Here is a 20,278-nt window from a genome sequence, read left to right as displayed (position 1 = left end):
TGGATATCGCGAGAAACGCCGAGTCCTGGTAGGGCTCACGCGGCCGCGGCACCGATTCCCTCGGCATCCAGGATCGTGTAGGCGTAGCCCTGCTCGGCGAGGAACCGCTGGCGGTTCTGCGCGAAGTCCTGGTCGACGGTGTCGCGCGCGATGAGCGTGTAGAAGCTCGCGGTGTGCCCCGATTGCTTGGGACGCAGCAGCCGACCCAGACGCTGCGCCTCTTCCTGGCGCGACCCGAACGACCCCGACACCTGGACGGCGACGGATGCCTCGGGGAGGTCGACGGAGAAATTGGCGACCTTCGACACCACGAGCAGCGAGATCTGTCCCTCGCGGAAGGCCTGGAACAGCTCCTCGCGCTCCGCGACCGGAGTGGACCCGGTGATCTTGGGGGCGTTCAGGGCCTCGGCGAGCTCATCGATCTGGTCGAGGTACTGCCCGATCACCAGCACGCGCTCACCCGGATGCCGATCGACCAGCCGCCGCACGACGTCGATCTTCGCGGGCGCTGTGGCTGCCAGCCGATAACGCTCCTCGTCGGCTGCGGCGGCGTACTCCAGCCGTTCCTCGGCGGGGAGGTCGATGCGCACCTCGTAACAGGCCGCGGGCGAGATGAAGCCCTGCGCCTCGATCTCCTTCCACGGCGCGTCGAATCGCTTGGGCCCGATCAGGCTGAACACGTCGCCTTCGCGGCCGTCCTCGCGCACGAGGGTGGCGGTCAGGCCCAGTCGGCGGCGCGCCTGAAGGTCGGCGGTGAGCTTGAACACCGGCGCGGGCAGCAGGTGCACCTCGTCGTATAGCACCAGGCCCCAGTCGAGGGCATCGAGAAGTGCGAGGTGCGCGTACTTGCCCCCGCGCTTGGCGGTGAGGATCTGGTACGTCGCGATCGTGACCGGCTTGATCTCCTTCGACTGGCCGGAGTACTCGCCGATCTCCTCCGGCGTGAGGCTCGTGCGCCGCAGGAGTTCGTCACGCCACTGACGGGCGCTGACGGTGTTCGTGACGAGGATGAGCGTCGTCGTCCGCGTCTCGGCCATCGCACCGGCGCCGACGAGCGTCTTGCCGGCGCCACACGGCAGCACGACGACGCCCGAGCCGCCCTCGGAGAAGGACTCGACCGCCTGACGCTGGTACGGCCGCAGCTGCCAACCGTCCTCGTCGAGGTCGATCGGGTGCGGCGTGCCGGGGGTGTAGCCGGCGAGATCCTCGGCGGGCCAGCCGATCTTCAGCAGCTCCTGCTTGATGTGGCCCCGCGCCCACGCGTCGACCGTGTAGCTGTCCGGCGTCGGGTGACCGATGAGAAGCGGCGAGATGCGCTTGTTGCGAGAGACCTCTCCCAGCACCGCCGGATCCGTCGAGCGCAGCACGAGCGCGCCCTCGTCGTCTCGCTCGATCACGAGGCGGCCGTATCGCCCGACGGTCTCACGGATGTCGGTGCTCACCGACGCGGGCACCGGAAAGCGCGACCATTTGTCGAGGGTCTGCAGCATCGCGTCGGCGTCGTGTCCGGCCGCGCGCGCGTTCCACAGCCCCAAACGCGTGATGCGGTAGGTGTGGATGTGTTCCGGCGCGCGCTCCAGCTCAGCGAACACCGCGAGTTCGTGTCGCGCGGTCTCCGCGTCGGGGTGCGCGACCTCGAGCAGCACCGTGCGGTCGCTCTGGACGATGAGGGGGCCGTCAGCCATAGCGTTCCATCCTACCCGTGCGCCGGAGAGGCGTCATCGCCTCGCGGCGGCTCACGCGACGGGGCTCACCGAATCGATGTGCGACAGCGGCAGCGTGCGTTCCACGTCGGCGGCGCGGTCGCGACCGCGGAGACGTCCACCGCCGAGTCCCGTCGCCTCGAGCCGGAACACACGGGCGGACCCGTCGGGCAGGCGCACGGTGACATCGACCACGGCGCGGGCGCGCACCGCCTGATCGAGCTCGCGCTCGAGCCAGGCGGCATCCGAGTCCTCCCCGCCCGAACGCAGACGATCGATCAGGGGGCCGTACACCTCGAGCGGTTCTTCGGGCGTGGCCGCCGGTGCCAAACGCGCGCGTTCGACCGTACGCGGGCGTCCGTCCGGGTCGACCGCTACGGCCGGGTACCGTGCGTCACTCAACGCCCAGAACACGACATCGGCCGAGACGTGCGTGAGGAGTTCGTCGTCGGAACGGGTGAGCGCGACCGAGCGCAGCGCGGTGTCGACCTCCATGGCGCGCAGGAGCGTCTCATCGTCGGTTCGCACGGTGGTCAAGCCGGATGCCGCGTCGGCCGTGACCCGCACCCGACCATGTTCGGCGGAGGTGCGCTCGATGACGTACGCGAGCGGCTGCGGCAGGCCCGTGAGGGAGATGCCGGTGAGGAAGTCCCGCAGGCTGTCGGCGGTTTCGCCTCCCGTGATGGCCGCGCCGATCGTGGCCGCGCTGAAGCGATAACTGGACGCCTGCGCGCGAGACTCGCGCGCCGCCATGCTGCGCAGGCGCACGTCGAGGTGAGGAGCCAGCGGGCCCGGCGCGATCGCGGTGAGATCGTTCTGCAGGTACACCCGGTCGACCTCGGGCGGCAGGAGGTCGCGCAGCTCATCGATGTCGGCATCCGCTCCTTCTGCGAGGCCACGGCCCCACGGTGGGACGGCCCCGTCTGCGTCGAGCAGACCCCACGCGCGCAAACGGTGGGTCCACCGCGCCGCGCGCTCCGGCCCGGCGGGATCGAAGGGTGTCGCGCCCGCCCACGCGGACGGCGGCAGCCATCCACCGTGGGGCGCGCGGTACGCGCGGGGGAGGGCCTCGCTCAGGGCGCGCGCCATCGACGCCCACCGTTCCAGCGTCGGCAGTCGCAGCCAGGAGCGCCCGGCGGCGGTCACGAGCCATGCCCGGCCGGTCGAGCCGAGGAGCCCCGTCCGGGCTGCCATCCCGACGAGCAGGTCCGCTTCCTCCGCCGAGGCAGCCGCCCCCGCCTCGACGAGGCGACGTCGTTCCCCGGCGCCGAGCGAGCCCGATCCGATGCGTCCGAGCGGCGCCTCGAGGGTGAGCATGAGCACGTCCGCCAGCGCGGCGGCGGTGGTGAAGGCCGCTTCCGCAGTGGATGCGGTGTCGGCGCCCCCGCTCGGCGGGGCCATCGGCGCGTCCGGGAGGCCGTCGGGAGCTGCGTCGCGGACGGCTGCGGAGACATTGGCGTAGGGGTGGCCGTCGTCGTCGACGAGTGCGCGTCGACGGAGAGCGTCCCGGATGCCGTCTTCGGCCGGAACACCGTCGAAGACCGCGGCGACGAGCGCCTGCGCCTCCGCGCGATTCAGCAAGGGGAGTACCCGCGCGATCGACGCGGGGTCGAGGAGCGCATCCGCCGCATCGAACATGTCGCGCCAGGTCGCGGATACCGAGACGTGGCGATCTGCCAGAAGTCGGGCGAGGACCTCGTCACCGAGAGCGCTCAGCGAGACCGCCAGTGCGCGTTGGTCGGAGGTCTCGGCCATGTCAGCGACCCCTGTTGGCTCGTGCCCTCCGCACGAAGCTCATGATGAGCACGGCCATCATCAGGAGGAAGGCGACCGGCAGCGCGATCAAGGGAAGGACGACCATGGTCGGCCAGATGCCCTCGGAGAAGTTCGTCACACCCGCGGGGCGGGCGAGGATCACGACGAAGAAGCAGACGATCGACACGACTCCGAGCCCCAGCGACATGAAGGCCAGGATCCGGTCGATACGACGGATCGGGACGTCGCCGTCAGGGGTGCGCGTGCTCATCGTCGTCAGCCTACTGCCTGGCGGGCGTGCCGTAGGCTGGGAGGCCGGGATCCGTTCGGACCCGTGTTCCGCCGCGCGATCGCGCACACACTCAGCGAGGTGTCCATGCCCACCGGCAAGGTCAGGTTCTACGACGACGAGAAGGGCTTCGGCTTCATCACCACCGATGACGGCCAGGACGTGTTCCTGCACGCCACGGCCCTGCCCGCCGGGACCGCCGCGCCCAAGGCGGGCACACGTCTCGAGTTCGGTGTGGCCGACGGCAAGCGCGGGCTGCAGGCTCTCTCGGTGCGAGTGCTCGACGCCCCCGTGAGCCTGGCGAAGCGGGCGCGCAAGCCCGCCGATGACATGGCCATCATCGTCGAGGACCTCGTCAAGCTCCTCGACGGCATCGGCGGAGACCTCCGTCGCGGCCGGTACCCGAGTGGTGCGCACGCCAAGAAGATCGCTGCGGTCCTGCGTAAGGTCGCCGATGACTTCGAAGCCTGAGCCCGTCGCCGACGAGCGACTGCTCCACGCCCACGATCTGGCTCTCGCGGCGCTTTCCGAAATCACCCCGGCCGACACCGTCGGCCCGGCGGCCGGTCACATCGTCGAGGATGACGGCGTCGTCTCGCTCCGATTCCACACGCGGCTGCCCGGCTATCCGGGGTGGCACTGGACGGTGAGCGTCGCCGTGGTCGAGGACGCCGAGCCGACCGTTCTGGAGGCGGAGCTCTTGCCCGGTGACGGTGCGCTTCTCGCACCGGACTGGGTTCCGTGGGCGAAGCGACTTGCGGAGTACCAGGCGGCACAGTTGGCCGCCGCGGAGGACGAGTCCGATGAGGACATCGACGACGACCTCGACGGCGACGATGAGTCCGACGAGGATGCCGATGACGACGATGACGAGGACGATGACGACGAGCCAAAGGCGCGGCTGCACGCCGGAGACCTCGACGGCGTCGACATCGACGAGTTGGACGAAGATTCCGACGACGATGACGAGGACTCCGTCGACGGCTCCTACAGCGACGAGGACTCCGGCGACGACGACTCTGACGACTCGGACGACTCTGACGACTCGGACGACTCGGACGACGACGACTCGGACGACGACGACGACGACGACGATGACTCCGACGACGACGAGGACGACGAGCGCGAGCGGAGTTACTGACGCCGCGCAGCCGTCCATCGGCGGCCTCGCGCCTCACTCAACGCCCCGATGACGAAAGCCGCCCCGCTGTGCGAGGCGGCTTTCGTGTGGGGACGTGTCAGGTGCGCGGCAGGCGCTCGATCGTGTAGTCGATCGCCGCGATGAGCCGGCGCACGTCGTCGGGCTCGATCGAGACGAACGTCGCGATGCGCAGCTGGTTACGCCCGAGCTTGCGGTACGGCTCGGTGTCGACAATGCCGTTCGCGCGGAGGCTCTTGGCGATGGCGGCCGCGTCGATCGTGTCGTCGAAGTCGATCGTGACGACCACGGGGGAGCGGTCCAGCGGATCGGCCACGAACGGTGTCGCAACCTCGCTCGACTCCGCCCAGTCGTACAGCGCCGACGACGACTCGGCCGTCCGGGCGCCGGCCCACGAGAGCCCGCCGTTGTCGAGAATCCAGCCCAGCTGCTCGTCGAGGAGCAGCAGGGTCGACAGGGCCGGGGTGTTCAGGGTCTGCTGCAGCCGCGAATTCTCGACCGCGTTCTTCAGGCTGAGGAACTCCGGAATGTACCGTCCGGAGGCCGCGATCCGCTCGATTCGCTCGATTGCGGCGGGGGATACGGCGGCGTACCAGAGCCCGCCGTCCGAACCCAGGTTCTTCTGCGGTGCGAAGTAATAGACGTCGGCCTCGGCCACGTCGAAGTCGATGCCGCCGGCGGCGCTGGTCGCGTCGATGACCGTGAGGGCTCCGGCATCCGCCTTCACGCGGGTCACGGGCGCGGCGACACCGGTGGACGTCTCATTGTGGGGCCAGGCGTAGACATCGACGCCATCGACGGCCTCGAAAGACGCACGCGTGCCCGGCTCGGCGCGCCGAACGTCCGGCGCCTGCAGCCACGGCGCTGCCGCGGCGGCAGCGAACTTGCCACCGAACTCCCCCGAGACGAGGTTCTGGCTTCGGTTCTCGATGAGTCCGAAGGCCGCAGCATCCCAGAAGGCGGTCGATCCGCCGTTGCCGAGGATGATCTCGTACCCCGCGGGCAGGCGGAAGAGCTCGGCGAGGCGCTCACGAGTGCTGGCAACCAGGTTCTTCACCGGCGCCTGACGGTGTGAGGTGCCGAGGATCGTCGCGCCGCGCGTCACGAGCGCCTCGAGCTGCGCGCCGCGCACCTTCGAAGGGCCGCACCCGAAGCGGCCGTCGGCGGGCAGGAGGTCGGTGGGCAGGTCCACGTGCGGCATGCGTCGATTCTAGGGCGGGGGTCGAGCACGTCCCGTCCGTGTGTCGGAGGGGGTCGGTAGGCTGGGAACACCGCCGAGACGCCCGAGGACTGCTGAATGACCGATCTCATCGACACCACAGAGATGTACTTGCGCACGATCCTCGAACTTGAGGAAGAGAACATCGTTCCCCTTCGGGCTCGCATCTCTGAGCGCCTGGGCCACTCGGGCCCGACCGTTTCGCAGACGGTGGGTCGCATGGAGCGTGACGGCCTCGTCGTCGTCTCCGAAGACCGTCGCCTCGAGCTCACCGACGATGGCCGGCAGAAGGCGGTCGACGTCATGCGCAAGCATCGTCTCGCCGAGCGGCTGCTCAGCGACGTGATCGGTCTCGACTGGGCCTACGTCCACGACGAGGCCTGTCGCTGGGAGCACGTCATGAGCGAGCAGGTCGAGCGTCGTCTGGTCGAGCTGCTCGGGCATCCGACCGAGTCGCCCTACGGCAACCCCATCCCCGGTCTCGACCAGCTCGGCGATGTGGCGAGCGCCACTTTCGAAGAGGGCGTGGTCGGGCTCGTGCGCAAGCTGACGGATGCCGGTGGCCCGATCTCCGGCACCGTCCGCCGTCTTGCCGAGCCGGCGCAGGTCGACCCCGAACTCCTGCAGCAGCTGAAGGCTGCCGGTGTCCTGCCCGGTGCCCGTGGCCAGTACCGCTTCAACGAGGGCTACGTGCTCGTCGAGATGGACGGCATCGACGAGGGGCTCGAGCTGCCCGTCGAGGTCGCCTCGCACATCTTCCTAGTCGACGAAGCCTGAGCGCGCGCTGCGCCGGTGTTCGCGCGTGCGCCCCGTCGTATCCCGGACATCGGCTCTTCGTCTCGGCGCTGAGCGTGACAGTTTCGTTATCTTCGGGTAGCCTCTGAGGGTCCACAGGCGAGAAGCCCGCCGTCGGACCCCTCGCGGTTTGCCTCATCGGCTCGTCGTCCGCAGAGGGTGAAGCCCGCACATCGTGCCCCATCGAGTGCTGACGAGCCAGCGTCGACGACGCAGAGGCGCCGGAGGAAATTTGGCTGAACACAACGACCCCGCTGCAGGCCTGCCCGAGGTCCCCGCAACGGGTCAGACTCGAAAGAGCGCGCGCGCCGCGGTCACCCGACCCGCACGGCGGCCTCGTCAGACGCCCGTCGTGGCTTCGTCGACGGTGGCACGCCCCGCTCCCGCCCCGCGCTCGACGTCATCCTTCCGCCGTGGCGCGAAGCCGCTGCGCAGCGCCGTCATCCTGTCGATGGTCGCCGGACTCGTCGCGACCGTGGCGATCCCGGCGTACGCCGCGACGATGCCCGCGGCCGAGACCATGACCCTGCAGGAGATGTCGGCTCCCGACAACCAGTCGCTCGTCGTCGCCTCGGATGCCACGGCCGAGACCCTCGACCGCAGCAGCTACTCGGCCACCACCGCCGAAGAGATCCAGAAGAAGAAGGAGCAGGAGGCCGCCGCGGCGGCCGCTGCCGAACGTGCGCGTGAGCTCGCCGCCCGCGCGAACGTCGCGGTCTCCTCGGTCGATCTGAACATGACCGCTCCCGGTTCGGGCGAAGTGCGGTGGCCGCTCAGCAGCTACACGCTCGGTCGCGGACTGTGGGACTCCGGCTATCACCAGGGAGTCGACCTGCTCGCACCCGGTGGGCAGCCCATCTTCGCGGCCGCGGGCGGTGTCGTGAAGGTCTCGTCCGAGAGCTTCGGCGGATACGGCGTGGGTGTCGTGATCGAGCACGTCATCAACGGTCAGCGTGTCTCCACGACCTACGGGCACATGACGTACGGCAGCCGCCAGGTCCAGGCGGGCCAGACCGTCGCCGCCGGCCAGCTCATCGGTCTCGTGGGCTCGACGGGGAGTTCGACGGCCAATCACCTGCACTTCGAGGTGCACATCAACGGATCGGTGGTCGATCCCTACGCCTGGCTGCAGCAGAACGCGGGCTGAGCGTCTTTTTTGCGGACGGCGTGCCGGAGACGATCGTTCTCCGACACGCCGTCTGTCGTTTCCCCGGGCGGCGGACCTCGGGCGTGTCGCGGTGGGTTAGCCTGTTCCCGACGTCGGGAGAACCGGAGGGAAAGTCGATGGACACCATGCCTCGCATCCGCACCATGGATGCGCTCGGGCTGCTCGTCCTTCGGCATCGTGTGAGCGGATGCCGCGGCCTCACCGCGACTTCCAGGGCGCTGTCTGTATAGGCAGCGCCTTTTTTCATGCCCCTACGCCGCTCCCGCCGTCACGAGTCGAACATCCGAGAAGCCGTCTCGGCCATTCGAGAGGAAACGGAATGCGCACACTGGTGCTGAACGCGGGCTACGAGCCGCTCGCCGTCGTGTCGTTCAAGCGGGCCCTCGTGCTCGTGATGAACGAGAAGGCCACCGTCGTCGAACGTGTCGACGGTGATCCCGTCTGGGCAGCGGCGGGGACGTACGACCGCCCCGCGGTGATCATCCTCACGCGCTACGTGCGCGTTCCCGGTGCCCGCCGCGTACCGGTGACGCGTCGTGGCGTGCTGCGTCGTGACGCGCACCGCTGCGCGTACTGCGGCAAGGCGGCTTCGACGATCGACCATGTGCTGCCGCGCTCGCGCGGGGGCAAGGACACGTGGGAGAACCTCGTGGCCTGCTGCCTCCGCTGCAACAACGTCAAGGGGGATCGCACGCCCCAGGAGATGATGTGGGAGCTGAGGGTGATTCCCGGTCCGCCGCGGGGATCGTCGTGGACGGTGCGCGGCGTCGACAAATCCGATCCGCGCTGGGAGCCGTATCTGGCGCTCGCGGCGTGAGGTATTCGGTGAAGGGGCGTGGGGAGTCCTGCGCGATGGGGGAATGACCGGGTAACCCGAACCGTCTCGGCGATGTCGGAGGGTGATCGTATCTTCGAACCACAGGGATTGAGAGTGTAGAACACATGTTCTAACCTGTGGGAGTGAGGGCGATCGTGCGAGACCAGGCGCAAGCCGTACCTGACATCCACGCGCTCCGCGATCGGCTCGAGCGGATGCAGGGGCGCCGCATGGATGCTCCCGTGCTGCCGACGCACCCCGCCTTCACCTCTCTGCTCCCCGGGGGAGGTCTTCGCTCCGGTTCGGCGTATGCGATCGCCCGCTCGATGTCGCTGTTGCTGGCGCTCATGGCCCGACCGTCGCAAGACGGGGCGTGGTGCGGGGTCGTCGGCATGCCTGAGCTGGGAGCCGAAGCCGCCGAGAAGTACGGCCTCGACCTCGATCGGCTGGTCTTCATCCCCGACCCCGGGCCCCGATGGCTGGCGGTGACGGCCACGATCGCCGAGGTCCTGCCGGTCGTGGCCGTGCGTCCCCCGGCAGGGGCGAACAGCGCGCGCGGCGGTGCCGAGGCCACGCGACTCGCCGCACGACTGCGCGATCGTGGCACTGTGCTGCTCGTGCAGGGGCCATGGCCTCAGGCCGAGGCCGTGATCGATGTCGCCGACCCGCATTGGACGGGCCTGGGGCAGGGGCACGGCTATCTCGCCGGGCGTGAGCTGACGGTATCGGTCCGAAGCAAACGCACGCCGACGGCGCGGCGCGCTCGTATGCTGCTTCCGGCCGCCGACGGGTCGATCGAGCTGCTGGGCGCGCCGACCGAGAGGCTCGTCCCGCGGGAAAGTGCGGAGTATCGACAGCGGGCGGCAGGATGATGCGCGAACCCACGCGCAGCCTGGTGCTGTGGTTTCCGGACTGGCCGGTCCTGGCGTACCGTCGCGAGGCTGCGCGGCCCCCACGAGCGGATGCCCCCCTCGCGGTGTTCGAGAACAACACGGTCGTGGCATGCTCCGCCGCCGCGCGCGCTCACGGGGTGCGGCGGGGGCAGCGGCGTCGCGACGCCCAAGCGCTCTGCCCCTCGCTGGTCGTCGTCGCGGCCGACTCCGTCCGTGACGCGCGCGTCTTCGCTCCCGTGGTGGCTCTGGTCGAGGAGCACGCCCCCGGCGTGCAGATCGTGCGACCGGGACTCTGCGCTCTCCGTGCGCGCGGCCCGGCGCGGTACTACGGCGGAGAAGAAGAGGCGGCGCGCATGCTGGTGCGGCTGCTCGCGGCCGAGGGGTTCGACGACATTCGCGCGAGCGTCGCCGATGGCGTCTTCACCGCCGAGCACGCCGCCCGCGTCACCCGCCCCGACGATCCGGTGCGCGTCGTGGCCGGTGGACAGGCCCCGGCCTTCCTCGCCCCGCTCCCGGTCACCGCGCTCGATGACGTCGATCTGGCGAGTCTCCTGGCGCGCCTCGGGGTGCACACCCTGGGAGAGTTCGCCGCGATGCCGGTCGAACGTGTCCGTGAACGGTTCGCTGAACGGGGGGCGCGATTGCACGCCCTCGCCTCCGGCCGCGACTCCCAACCGGTACAGCCGCGCACACCACCGCCCGAACTCCGCCGCGAGGTCGCATTCGAGCCGCCGCTGGAGCTCGCCGACCAGATCGCGTTCGGTATGCGAGTGGCCGCGGAAGAGTTCATCGCGCGCCTGGGGGCGCTGAACCTGGTGTGCACCGAGCTGCGCGTGGTGCTCTGGGGGGAGCGAGGGGAGCGCAGCGAACGGGTGTGGCTGCACCCCGGGTCGTTCGACGCCGGAGCGGTGGTAGACCGCGTGCGGTGGCAGCTCGCCGAAGACGGCCGCGGCATCTTCGGCAGCGGAGTGGCCGGAGTGTCCATCGAGCCCGAGGCCGTCGACGACGCCGCCCATCACGCCAAAGGGCTCTTCGGTGCAGGGTCCGATGAGAGGGTGCATCACGCGCTCTCTCGCGTGCAGGCGATGCTCGGACACCGCGCCGTCGTCACGCCTGTCATCGGCGGCGGGCGGTGGCTGGCCGAGCGGCAGGTGCTGGTGCCCTGGGGAGACCGTGCCGTGACGGCGAAGGAGCGCTCGCGCCCCTGGCCGGGGAGTCTCCCCGACCCCCTCCCCGCGACGGTGTATCCCGAGCCGCGTCGGGTCGAGGTCACCGATATCGCCGGAGCGCCGGTGACGGTGGGGGAGCGCGACGCGATGAGTGCTCCGCCGGCGATCCTCGAGGCCGGCGATCGACGCGTGCGAATCCGCGAGTGGGCGGGGCCCTGGCCGATCAGTGAGCGCGGGTGGGATCCTCTGCGGCGGCGTCGTGCCCACCGCTTCCAGGTGGTCGACGCCGACGGAGGTGCGTGGTTGCTCGTGGTCGAAGAAGGGGAATGGCGCGCGGAGGGACGCTATGACTGAGCGGATCATCGCCACAGCCCTCGTCAGAGTGAGGACGCGCTGATGGGCTGGCACAACCCCCCGGTGAAGTGGTCCGAGCTGGAACGCGCCCTGAGCGACGCGCGCCGTCCGACGACGGCACCGCCCCACGCTGACGGGGGCGACAGCCCGGCATGGTCGCACAAGCGCGGACCCTACGTCCCTCCCTCGATCGAACGCCCCGCCGACGTCGTGCCCTACGCCGAGCTGCACGCGCATTCGTCGTACTCCTTCCTCGACGGGGCCTCCTCGCCCGAAGAGCTCGTGGAAGAGGCCGAGAGGCTGGGCCTCCACGCCCTCGCCCTCACCGACCATGACGGCTTCTACGGCATCGTGCGCTTCGCCGAAGCCGCGGAAGCCCGTGCCGTGCACACCGTGTTCGGTGCCGAGCTGTCGCTCGGGCTCCCCGGCCCGCAGAACGGCGAGGCCGACCCCGCGGGGTCGCACCTGCTCGTCCTCGCCCGCAAAGAAGAGGGATACCACCGACTCGCCGCCGCGATCACCCACGCCCAGCTCTCCGGTGGTGAGAAGGGGCGACCGGTCTACGACCTCGCCGACCTGGCCGAACGCGCCGGAGGGCCCGCCGACCCCCACTGGGCGGTGCTCACCGGATGCCGCAAGGGGACGGTCCGTCAGGCTCTGGCATCCGAAGGGCCCGCGGGGGCGGCTCGCGCCCTCGACGACCTGGTGAGGTTGTTCGGGCCCGACGCCGTGTACGTCGAGCTCATCGACCAGGGCAGTCCGCTCGACTCCGCCCACAACGATCTGCTCGCGACTCTCGCTGCAGAGCGCGGACTCCCTCTGCTCGCGACCAACAACGTCCACTACGCCGCGCCGAAGAAGGAGCTCTTGGCCGCCGCGGTCGCCGCCGTGCGCGCCAACCGCAGTCTGGATGAACTCGACGGCTGGCTTCCCTCGCATGCCGGTGCCCACTTGCGTTCCGGCGCCGAGATGGCAGCGCGGTTCGCCCGCTATCCGGGGGTGGTCGAGCGCACGGTCGCCCTCGCGGACGAACTGGCCTTCCCCCTCCGACGGGCCAAGCCCGCACTCCCGAAGCAGACCGTTCCCGAGGGCCACACCCCCATGTCCTGGCTCCGGCACCTGGTGTGGGAGGCGGTGCCCCGCAAGTACCCGAACCTGTCCGCCGACGACCGCGACCGCATCGAGCGTGAACTCGCGGTCATCGAGATGAAGGATTTCCCAGGCTACTTCCTCATCGTGTACGGCATCGTGGCCGAGGCTCGGCACCGCGGCATCCTGTGCCAGGGGCGAGGATCGGCCGCCAACAGCGCCGTGTGCTACCTGCTCGACATCACCGCGGTCGATTCGATCTTCTATCGGCTGCCCTTCGAACGGTTCCTGTCGAGCCTGCGCGACGAAGAGCCCGACATCGACGTCGACTTCGATTCCGATCGCCGCGAAGAGATCATCCAGTGGGTCTACGAGACCTACGGCCGTGATCGCGCCGCGCAGGTGGCGAACGTCATCCAGTACCGGCCCAAGAACGCCGTACGCGACATGGCCCGTGCCCTCGGACACTCGCCCGGCCAGCAGGATGCCTGGTCGAAACAGGTCGAACGATGGGGAGCGACCCTCGAAACCGGTGCCGACCACGACATCCCGGACGAGGTCATCGAGTTCGCATCCGAACTCCTCAAGGCCCCCCGGCATCTCGGCATCCATTCCGGCGGGATGGTGCTCACCGATCGGCCCGTCGGCGAGGTGGTGCCGATCGAGCACGCGCGCATGGACAACCGCACGGTCATCCAGTGGGACAAAGACGACGCCGCCTGGATGGGCCTGGTGAAGTTCGATCTGCTCGGGCTCGGCATGCTCGCGGCCCTGCAGTACTGCTTCGACCTGATCCGGGATGCCACGGGCGAGGAGTGGGAGCTGGCGACGCTTCCGAAAGAAGAGAAGGCGGTCTACGACATGCTGTGCCGTGCCGACTCGATCGGGGTGTTCCAGGTCGAGTCGCGTGCCCAGATGGGGCTGCTGCCGCGTCTGCAGCCCCGCCGCTTCTACGACCTGGTGGTGCAGATCGCGCTCATCCGTCCGGGGCCCATCCAGGGCGGCGCCGTGCACCCCTTCGTGCGGCGCAAGCTCGGGCAGGAGCCGATCACCTACGTGCATGAGAAGCTCCGACCGGTGCTCGAGCGCACGATGGGTGTGCCGGTGTTCCAGGAGCAGCTGATGCAGATGGCGGTCGCGGTGGGCAACTGCACCGCGGAGGACGCCGATCTGCTCCGGCGCGCGATGGGCTCCAAGCGAGGGCTCGAGCGCATCGATTCCCTCCGCGAGAAGCTCTATGCCGGCATGGCCGAGAACGGCCTCGTCGGATCCGTGGCCGACGAGCTGTACGCCAAGATCCAGGCGTTCGCGAACTTCGGGTTCGCCGAATCGCATTCGCTGTCGTTCGCGCTCCTGGTCTACGCCAGTTCGTGGATCAAGCTGCACTATCCGGCGGCGTTCCTCGCGGGGCTCCTGCGCGCACAGCCGATGGGCTTCTACTCGCCCGCGACGCTGACCGCCGATGCGCGTCGGCACGGCGTGCGGGTGCGACGGCCCGATCTGCACCGTTCGGATGTCGAGGCGGGTCTCGAGCCCGTCGACGACGAGACGAGCGAGACGGATGCCACGACTTCTCGCCGTGCTCCGACGGGGCTCGACACCTGCTCGCTCGCCCATCAGCCCCCGACCGGCGATTTCGACCGGTTCGCCCCCGACGACACCGAGGCCCACCGACGTGACGGCGCGTTCGCGGTTCGCCTGGGGCTCGCCGGTGTCACCGGCATCGGCACGAAGGTCGCCAAACGCATCGTCGCCGAACGCGAGCGCGGCGGTGCCTATCGCGACCTGCGCGATCTCGTGCGGCGCACCGGACTGGTCACCGCTCAGCTCGAAGCGCTGGCCACGGCTGGAGCATTCGAGTGCCTGGGCCACTCGCGACGCGAAGCGATCTGGCTGTCGGGCTCGGCGGCTTTGGACCGACCGGAGTTCCTCCCCGACTCCGTGGCTTTCGTGCAGCCCCCGCTGTTCACCGATCCATCCAGCTACGAGGTGCTCGCCGCCGACCTGTGGGCGACGGGACTCTCGACCGACGATCACCCGCTCACCCATTTCCGGTCCGCGCTGGATGCTCGCGGTGTACTGACATCGAGGGAACTGCGCACGGCCGAGGTCGACCGTCGCGTCGAGGTGGCGGGGCTGGTCACTCACCGTCAGCGTCCCGCGACGGCATCCGGGATCACGTTCCTCAACCTCGAGGACGAGCACGGTCTCATGAACATCGTGTGCTCCGTGGGGGTGTGGAACCGGTATCGACGTATCGTGCGGGAGTCGCCCGCGCTCATCGTCCGAGGAATGCTCGAACGGTCGGTCGAGGGGGTCACGAACGTCGTCGCCGACGGGTTCACCGATCTTCGGGTGGGTGTTTCGCACGCCTCCCGGGACTTCCGGTGACGTCGGAGCCCCTCATTAGACTCGGGGAAACGTGCACGGAGCACCGAAGCACCACAGGGGGAACGACATGACCGACACGCCCACTCCGCCCGACGGCTGGTATCCCGATCCCGCCGGGGGCGGCGGACTGCGTCGCTGGAACGGCACCGCGTGGACGGACGAGGTGCGACCGGCCGCCGGCGGCTCCTCGGCTGAACAGTCCTCGAGCCGCCCGGAGGCTCCCGCGGCCCCGCCCGTCCCGCCGACCCCGAACACAGACGTCCCGGCGTCTCCCGCCGCATCCGCGCCGCCCGTCCCGCGCGCGGACGCCCCGGCGTACGCGAGTGGCCAGAGCGCCCCGGACCACGCCGCCGCCCCTGCTCGCCCCGCACCGAGCGCGCCGGCGTATCCGACCGCGCCCGCCGCGCCGTCGGCCTCGGCCCCCGCGCGCCGCGACATCCCCACCAACACCGTCTGGATCTGGCTCGTCGTCGCCCTGCCGCTCGTCTCTCTGGTGACGCTGTTCCTCTTCGACTGGACGACCTACATCCAGGAGTCGATCTACGCCTCGCTGTATCCCGAGCAGGCCCCGTACGCTGCGGCGGCATCGCTGGCGGTCACGGCCGGCGCCTCCGCTTTCAGCTTCGTCATCGCCGCGCTCACGGTCCTGTTCTCCTTCCTGGACTGGAGGCAGCTGCGCGCCCGCGGCATCGACAGGCCGTTCCACTGGGCGTGGAGCTTCTTCGTCCTTGCCATTTCGAGCGGCGGCGTGTACATCATCGGTCGCGCGGTCATCCTGCGGCGTCAGACCGGCAAGGGGATGGCTCCGGTGTGGGGGTGGATCGCCGTGACCCTCGTCACGATCATCGCCGTCGCGGTGTGGGTGGCGCTGCTCCTGAACGCACTGCTTCCGCTGATCGAAGAGCTGCAGTACTACGGGTACTGACCCTCAACGCGAGCGGATCGCCAGGATCGCGTCGAGGAGCGCGTGGGCGGTGTCGTCCTTGGACCCGGATGCCGAGGCCACGACGTCACCGTCCCGCCCGACGATCGTGAGGGCGTTGTCGGCCGTCTCGAAACCGCGCGTCCAGCCCACGGCGTTCGCGGCGAGGAGGTCGACACCCTTCCGGGCGATCTTGGTGCGGGCGCGTTCGATCAGCTCGTCCTCGCCCTCGACGGTCTCGGCGGCGAACGCGACGACGGTCTGCCCGGCGCGCCGCGCAGCGACGAGCCCCGCGACGATGTCGCGGTTCTCGACGAGATTCAGCGTGAGTCTCTCGGGGGCATCCTGCTTCCGCAGCTTCTGCTCCGACACCGCGGCAACGGAGTAGTCCGCCACCGCTGCGGCCATGATGATCACGTCGGCCTCGGGGGCGATGGCATCCATCGCCCGTCCGAGCTCGTCCGCGGTTCCCACCGAGATGACCTCGACGCGCGGGTCGGGGTGCACGTTGGCGTCGAGGTGCGCCGCAACGAGGGTGACCGTCGCGCCGCGATCGGCGGCGGCGCGCGCGATGGCGACGCCCTGCCGTCCACTCGAGCGGTTGCCCAGGAATCGCACGGGGTCGATGGGTTCTCGGGTGCCCCCGGCGCTCACGACCACGGTGAGCCCCTCGAGGTCTCTCGGACGCTCGACCAGCGCGAGCGCCGCCGTCGCGATCTCCTCCGGTTCGGACATGCGACCGGGACCGCTGTCGCCGCCGGTTAACGCGCCGTCGGCCGGGCCCACGATGTGCACTCCCCGGGCTTGCAGCACCTCGATGTTGTGCACCGTCGCCGGGTGGCGCCACATCTCGGTGTGCATGGCGGGGGCGACCACCACCGGGGCGGTCGTCGCGAGCAGTGTGGTGCCCAGCAGGTCGGATGCCAGTCCCGCGGCCATCGACGCCAGCGTGTTCGCCGTGGCGGGGGCGACGATGACGAGGTCGGCGGACTGGCCGAGCGCGACGTGCCGCACGCGTGCGACGTCCTCGTGGACCGATGTCGTGACGGGGTTGCGGCTCAGAGCCTCCCACGTGGGCAGCCCGACGAAACGCAGCGCGTCGTCGGTGGGGACGACGTGGACGTCGTGCCCCGCCTTCACCAGCAGCCGGACCAGGGTCACGGTCTTGTAGGCGGCGATGCCCCCGGTCACTCCCACGACGACGAACATGGCCCCAGTCTCCCAGGTGCCGGCCCGCCGAGCGCACCGAAATCGAGCGAGGCGGCGGCACCGGCGAGTCATCGGCCTGATCCCGTGCGGCCGGGGCATCCGCTGGACAGCGGGCCTGCGCGGCCACCCGACCCGTCCCGAGCGGCGGTACCGTGAGAGGAATGTGCACCGTCGTCGTCGATGTCCCGCGCGAGAGTGGCGAGCCCGTTCGCATCCTGGCCGTCCGCGACGAGGACCGGCATCGGCCCTGGCGGGGCATCGGCCAGTGGTGGCCCGAGCGGCCGGGCGTGCGGGGCGTGCGGGACGACCGTGCCGGCGGCGCGTGGTTGGCCGTCGACCCCGACGCCCGACGGCTCGCGGTCCTGCTCAACCGCGAGGACCTGTCGCAGCGCGCGGACGACGAGGTCATCAGCCGCGGTGGCATCCCCCTGCAGTCCGTCGCGGGCACGCTCGCCACGACCCCGGCGACCCGCGGATTCAATCTGGTCGAAGTGGATGCCGCTGGCGCCACGGTCGTGGAGTGGGACGGTCTCACCGTCCGCCGTACGCGCCTCGCACCCGGAACGCACATGATCGCTCACCACGGCCCGGACGACCCGGCGACGCCCCGCATCGGGCGCTGGCTCGCGGAGTTCCGTCGCGTCGGTGTCGCGCCGGGCGCGGGCTGGTGGGCGCCGTGGCTCAAGGTCGTCGCGGCATCCACGGCCGATCCCTCCACCTCGGTCCTGCGCCGCGACGAGCACGACAACCTCGTGCTCGAGTCGTTGCTCGTGTGCGCGGCATCCGTGGGTGCCGACGGCGTGGATGTGCGCGAGGCCGCACTTTCCGAGCCGGGGGAGTGGGACGACACCCTCGCCGATCGCCTCCGCGCGGGCATCCCGGCTCGCCCGCAGTAGGCTGGAAGGAAGCCCCGCCTCCGTAGCTCAGGGGATAGAGCGCCGCACTCCTAACGCGGGCGTCGCAGGTTCGAATCCTGTCGGGGGCACCCTTTTCCCGCATCGCGGCTCTGCCACACTGGCTCCGTGAGCAGTCCCGCGCCGTCCCGTCGTCGCCCGATCCTCTGGATCGTCGTCTGTGTCGTCGTGTTCGCGGCGCTCTACGGCACCGTCGTGGGGCTGTACGCGGGCAGTGGTGATGTCGTCACGACCGGCGAGGCCGAAACGTCGGGTGAAACCGTCGCGCTGTCGATGACGCCCGAGAAGATGGATGCCACGACCAATCGACTGACCGTCTCCGTCGTTCCCACCCAGGGCGAGGACGGGACGGTCACGAACGGGCTGGTGGCGTGGCGTTCGTTCGGTGTGCTCATCTCGGCGGTCGCGGGGTCGACGGCGACCGAGTACGCGGCCGACGACCTGATCGCGCCGATCCAGACGTCGTTCGTCATGGAAGGGCGGATCGAGAACTGGCCCTTCGACCGTTATGCGGTGCGCTCGGTGATGATGGCGATCGAGGAGGACGCCGACGGGGAGTCGGTCCCGCTTCCCACGACGGTGCACACGTCCAAGCGGGGGATACCCGGCTGGGACATCGCGGTGACGGAGACGCAGCTCGGAGATGGCGTCCTTGCCGTCGACATCGCCGTGACGCGTTCGGGTTCGACGATCGCGTTCGGGATCGTGCTGCTCTCGCTCATGGTCATCATCCCCGTCCTGGTGTTGACGGTCGCGATCGTCGTGCTGCGCGGGCGGCGCAAGGTCGAGGTGACGGTGATGGGGTGGATCGGAGCGATGCTCTTCGCCACCATCCCGTTGCGCAACTTCCTGCCCGGCTCTCCTCCCATCGGGTCGTGGATCGACTACCTCATCGTCCTCTGGGTGCTGGCCGGCCTCGTCGGGGGGCTCGTGCTCTTCGTCATCGCCTGGCTGCGACGCGGTCCCGCGTGATCCGTCCCGGGTGAGCGGCTGCCGCGGGTGCGGATACGACGATGCCCCGGCGCGCGGCCGGGGCATCGTCGGAAAGCGGTCAGGCCTGGGCCGTGACGGCGAACTGCACTGCGCCCTGGCCGTCCATCTGGGCGTCCAGCACACGATCGTCGAGGACCTCGGCGGCATCGGCGTCGAGGAAGACGCGAGCTCCCGCGTTCTCGACGACGGCGTCTTCCGGCGCGGGGCCATCGACGACGGACAAGCGGAACTGCGATTCGGGCGAACCGGCGCCCTCGATACGCACACCGCCCTGCGCGGCATCCGGCAGCTGGGCGGCGATGGTCTTGACGGCGGTGGTGGCCTCTTCGGTGAGCGTCAGCATGGGCTCTCCTTCTGTGTCGACGTCAGGGGCCAGCCACGATTCCGAGAATCGACGGCGGTCACAACCTCAGAGCGTCTTTTCCAGGGGATTCTCACGGACCGCTCAGCGCGCGCGTCGCTGGCTCAGGGGAGCAGCCCGACGCGCCGCGCCCGTGCGACCGCGGCGTGGCGGGTGGAGGCATCCAGCTTCGACATCGCCGACGCCAGGTAGGACTTGACGGTCGTCTCACGCAGGTGGAGGGATGCCGCGATCTCCCCGTTGGTCGCGCCGACCGCGGCGCACGCGAGGACATCGAGCTCTCGACGGGAGAGATGGATGCCGGCACCCTCGGAGGTCGGCGGGGCATCCCCCGACAGCGCGGCCAGGCGGCCCTCGAGCTCTTCCAGGCGCCGACGCACGCTCTCGTCGTCCACCGTCGCGGCGATGCTGCGCAGCTGCGCGTAGCTCTGCCGGATCTCCTCCCGAGCGCCCGCGCTCATGCCCTCGTCGCCAACGGTGACGGAGGCGAGGCGGCGGTCGACCTCGTCCCGCACGCGCAACTCCGTCCCCAGCTCGCCGGCGATGTCGAACGCAGGGCGTGCTTCCCGCTCGCCGAGGGGCGCCTGCGCCCACGACCCGCAGTAGAGCACACCGCGGGCGTCGCCGCGCACGAGGACGGGGACGGCGAAGAGCGTCGCGATGCCCTCGCCGAGGATGACGCGGTCGTAGTCGTGGGTGATGGTGCGGGCCGTGCGGTAATCCAGCGCCAGGCGCGGCCGTCGTTCGACGAGCGCACGTCCGCCCAGGCCACGCTCAGCGTGCACGACGAGCCCCTCGATACTCCGGGTGCGCGCGCCGACGACGGTGGATACGTGAACAGCGCCGTTGTGCTCGAGGCCGCCGAAGGCGACGGGGAAGTTCGTGCGGCGTGCGAGCTCGGTGACGGCGTGCGACACGAGCGTCGCGTCGTCACGGAGTGCGGCCGATGCTCCCACGAACTACCTACTTCCGGGGGTGACGGCTACGTCGCCGCCTTTCGTAGCGTCGACCCTACCACCGGGGGGTCGTCCCCACCCGGTGATTTCCCCCTTCCGGTGCCGCATGGCACCGGTCTCAT

The 20,278-nt window shown here is 70.1% G+C and carries 18 protein-coding genes and 1 tRNA gene; 12 read left to right on the top strand and 7 right to left on the bottom strand.

Annotated elements, in window-relative coordinates:
* Positions 1 to 35 precede the first annotated feature (35 nt).
* The 3 genes from P5G46_RS04275 to P5G46_RS04265 are packed head-to-tail and all read right to left on the bottom strand — an operon-like array spanning position 36 to position 3,729.
* Entirely contained in the window at positions 36 to 1,685 is a 1,650-nt protein-coding gene (locus P5G46_RS04275) for a DNA repair helicase XPB (protein WP_239275034.1), read from the bottom strand.
* A 51-nt stretch (positions 1,686 to 1,736) separates the two neighbouring features.
* Entirely contained in the window at positions 1,737 to 3,458 is a 1,722-nt protein-coding gene (locus P5G46_RS04270) for a helicase-associated domain-containing protein (protein WP_408905041.1), read from the bottom strand.
* A gap of 1 nt (position 3,459) precedes the next feature.
* Complete coding sequence (locus P5G46_RS04265) at positions 3,460 to 3,729, bottom strand: multidrug ABC transporter ATPase (protein ID WP_239275032.1); 270 nt, start codon at positions 3,727 to 3,729, stop codon at positions 3,460 to 3,462.
* Between the two features lie 105 nt (positions 3,730 to 3,834).
* On the opposite strand from P5G46_RS04265, the gene P5G46_RS04260 reads away from it, so the two are divergent.
* Positions 3,835 to 4,218 carry a cold-shock protein gene (locus tag P5G46_RS04260; protein ID WP_239275174.1) on the top strand — a complete coding sequence of 128 codons (384 nt, stop codon included), beginning with the start codon at positions 3,835 to 3,837 and terminating at the stop codon, positions 4,216 to 4,218.
* Positions 4,202 to 4,888: a DUF3027 domain-containing protein gene (locus tag P5G46_RS04255; protein WP_408905040.1), complete on the top strand. Its 687-nt coding sequence runs from the start codon at positions 4,202 to 4,204 to the stop codon at positions 4,886 to 4,888. Before P5G46_RS04260 ends, P5G46_RS04255 begins: the two co-directional genes overlap by 17 nt.
* 97 nt (positions 4,889 to 4,985) lie before the next feature.
* On the opposite strand, the gene serC is transcribed toward P5G46_RS04255, so the two are convergent.
* The gene (gene serC, locus P5G46_RS04250; protein WP_408905039.1) at positions 4,986 to 6,107 is read right to left on the bottom strand and encodes a phosphoserine transaminase; all 1,122 of its coding nucleotides are present in this window, start codon (positions 6,105 to 6,107) and stop codon (positions 4,986 to 4,988) included.
* Between the two features lie 96 nt (positions 6,108 to 6,203).
* On the opposite strand from serC, the gene P5G46_RS04245 reads away from it, so the two are divergent.
* The 7 genes from P5G46_RS04245 (at position 6,204) to P5G46_RS04215 (ending at position 15,726) form a co-directional block, all read left to right on the top strand.
* Positions 6,204 to 6,902 carry an iron-dependent transcriptional repressor DtxR gene (locus P5G46_RS04245; RefSeq protein ID WP_239275029.1) on the top strand — a complete coding sequence of 233 codons (699 nt, stop codon included), beginning with the start codon at positions 6,204 to 6,206 and terminating at the stop codon, positions 6,900 to 6,902.
* A gap of 370 nt (positions 6,903 to 7,272) precedes the next feature.
* Complete coding sequence (locus P5G46_RS04240; RefSeq protein WP_375095790.1) at positions 7,273 to 8,067, top strand: M23 family metallopeptidase; 795 nt, start codon at positions 7,273 to 7,275, stop codon at positions 8,065 to 8,067.
* A gap of 340 nt (positions 8,068 to 8,407) precedes the next feature.
* On the top strand, positions 8,408 to 8,905 hold the full coding sequence (locus P5G46_RS04235; protein ID WP_239275027.1) for an HNH endonuclease: 498 nt from the start codon (positions 8,408 to 8,410) through the stop codon (positions 8,903 to 8,905).
* Between the two features lie 143 nt (positions 8,906 to 9,048).
* Positions 9,049 to 9,777 (top strand): hypothetical protein, encoded by a 729-nt coding sequence (locus tag P5G46_RS04230; RefSeq protein WP_239275026.1) that lies wholly within the window; start codon positions 9,049 to 9,051, stop codon positions 9,775 to 9,777.
* On the top strand, positions 9,777 to 11,321 hold the full coding sequence (locus P5G46_RS04225; protein WP_239275025.1) for a DNA polymerase Y family protein: 1,545 nt from the start codon (positions 9,777 to 9,779) through the stop codon (positions 11,319 to 11,321). Before P5G46_RS04230 ends, P5G46_RS04225 begins: the two co-directional genes overlap by 1 nt.
* Before the next feature lie 42 nt (positions 11,322 to 11,363).
* Positions 11,364 to 14,801: an error-prone DNA polymerase gene (locus P5G46_RS04220; RefSeq protein WP_408905038.1), complete on the top strand. Its 3,438-nt coding sequence runs from the start codon at positions 11,364 to 11,366 to the stop codon at positions 14,799 to 14,801.
* A gap of 67 nt (positions 14,802 to 14,868) precedes the next feature.
* Positions 14,869 to 15,726 carry a DUF2510 domain-containing protein gene (locus P5G46_RS04215; protein WP_375095788.1) on the top strand — a complete coding sequence of 286 codons (858 nt, stop codon included), beginning with the start codon at positions 14,869 to 14,871 and terminating at the stop codon, positions 15,724 to 15,726.
* A gap of 3 nt (positions 15,727 to 15,729) precedes the next feature.
* Here P5G46_RS04215 and coaBC read toward each other — a convergent pair whose 3' ends face one another.
* Positions 15,730 to 16,932, bottom strand: coding sequence for a bifunctional phosphopantothenoylcysteine decarboxylase/phosphopantothenate--cysteine ligase CoaBC (coaBC, locus tag P5G46_RS04210; RefSeq protein ID WP_408905037.1), 1,203 nt, complete (start codon positions 16,930 to 16,932; stop codon positions 15,730 to 15,732).
* Positions 16,933 to 17,093: 161 nt separating this feature from the next.
* On the opposite strand from coaBC, the gene P5G46_RS04205 reads away from it, so the two are divergent.
* The 3 genes from P5G46_RS04205 (at position 17,094) to P5G46_RS04195 (ending at position 18,818) form a co-directional block, all read left to right on the top strand.
* Positions 17,094 to 17,828, top strand: coding sequence for an NRDE family protein (locus P5G46_RS04205; protein ID WP_408905036.1), 735 nt, complete (start codon positions 17,094 to 17,096; stop codon positions 17,826 to 17,828).
* Between the two features lie 16 nt (positions 17,829 to 17,844).
* Positions 17,845 to 17,917 (top strand) — tRNA-Arg (locus P5G46_RS04200).
* Between the two features lie 37 nt (positions 17,918 to 17,954).
* Positions 17,955 to 18,818: a DUF4436 family protein gene (locus tag P5G46_RS04195; RefSeq protein ID WP_375095785.1), complete on the top strand. Its 864-nt coding sequence runs from the start codon at positions 17,955 to 17,957 to the stop codon at positions 18,816 to 18,818.
* 79 nt (positions 18,819 to 18,897) lie between these two features.
* Here the strand turns inward: P5G46_RS04195 and P5G46_RS04190 are convergent, their stop codons facing one another.
* Positions 18,898 to 19,182 carry a Fe-S cluster assembly protein HesB gene (locus P5G46_RS04190; protein ID WP_239275019.1) on the bottom strand — a complete coding sequence of 95 codons (285 nt, stop codon included), beginning with the start codon at positions 19,180 to 19,182 and terminating at the stop codon, positions 18,898 to 18,900.
* A 122-nt stretch (positions 19,183 to 19,304) separates the two neighbouring features.
* Positions 19,305 to 20,156 carry a response regulator transcription factor gene (locus tag P5G46_RS04185; RefSeq protein ID WP_408905035.1) on the bottom strand — a complete coding sequence of 284 codons (852 nt, stop codon included), beginning with the start codon at positions 20,154 to 20,156 and terminating at the stop codon, positions 19,305 to 19,307.
* Between the last annotated feature and the right edge of the window lie 122 nt (positions 20,157 to 20,278).

Source organism: Microbacterium mcarthurae (genome assembly GCF_046064585.1).
In the GTDB taxonomy this organism is placed as follows: Bacteria; Actinomycetota; Actinomycetes; order Actinomycetales; family Microbacteriaceae; genus Microbacterium; species Microbacterium mcarthurae.
This window is presented reverse-complemented; position numbering and strand designations above follow the sequence as displayed.

Bases quoted from the DNA above. Each gene is read 5' to 3' on its own strand.
- P5G46_RS04275 (WP_239275034.1), bottom strand. From the start codon at position 1,685: ATGGCTGACGGCCCCCTCATCGTCCAGAGCGACCGCACGGTGCTGCTC.
- P5G46_RS04270 (WP_408905041.1), bottom strand. From the start codon at position 3,458: ATGGCCGAGACCTCCGACCAACGCGCACTGGCGGTCTCGCTGAGCGCT.
- P5G46_RS04265 (WP_239275032.1), bottom strand. From the start codon at position 3,729: ATGAGCACGCGCACCCCTGACGGCGACGTCCCGATCCGTCGTATCGAC.
- P5G46_RS04260 (WP_239275174.1), top strand. From the start codon at position 3,835: ATGCCCACCGGCAAGGTCAGGTTCTACGACGACGAGAAGGGCTTCGGC.
- P5G46_RS04255 (WP_408905040.1), top strand. From the start codon at position 4,202: ATGACTTCGAAGCCTGAGCCCGTCGCCGACGAGCGACTGCTCCACGCC.
- serC (WP_408905039.1), bottom strand. From the start codon at position 6,107: ATGCCGCACGTGGACCTGCCCACCGACCTCCTGCCCGCCGACGGCCGC.
- P5G46_RS04245 (WP_239275029.1), top strand. From the start codon at position 6,204: ATGACCGATCTCATCGACACCACAGAGATGTACTTGCGCACGATCCTC.
- P5G46_RS04235 (WP_239275027.1), top strand. From the start codon at position 8,408: ATGCGCACACTGGTGCTGAACGCGGGCTACGAGCCGCTCGCCGTCGTG.
- P5G46_RS04225 (WP_239275025.1), top strand. From the start codon at position 9,777: ATGCGCGAACCCACGCGCAGCCTGGTGCTGTGGTTTCCGGACTGGCCG.
- P5G46_RS04220 (WP_408905038.1), top strand. From the start codon at position 11,364: ATGGGCTGGCACAACCCCCCGGTGAAGTGGTCCGAGCTGGAACGCGCC.
- P5G46_RS04215 (WP_375095788.1), top strand. From the start codon at position 14,869: ATGACCGACACGCCCACTCCGCCCGACGGCTGGTATCCCGATCCCGCC.
- coaBC (WP_408905037.1), bottom strand. From the start codon at position 16,932: ATGTTCGTCGTCGTGGGAGTGACCGGGGGCATCGCCGCCTACAAGACC.
- P5G46_RS04205 (WP_408905036.1), top strand. From the start codon at position 17,094: ATGTGCACCGTCGTCGTCGATGTCCCGCGCGAGAGTGGCGAGCCCGTT.
- P5G46_RS04190 (WP_239275019.1), bottom strand. From the start codon at position 19,182: ATGCTGACGCTCACCGAAGAGGCCACCACCGCCGTCAAGACCATCGCC.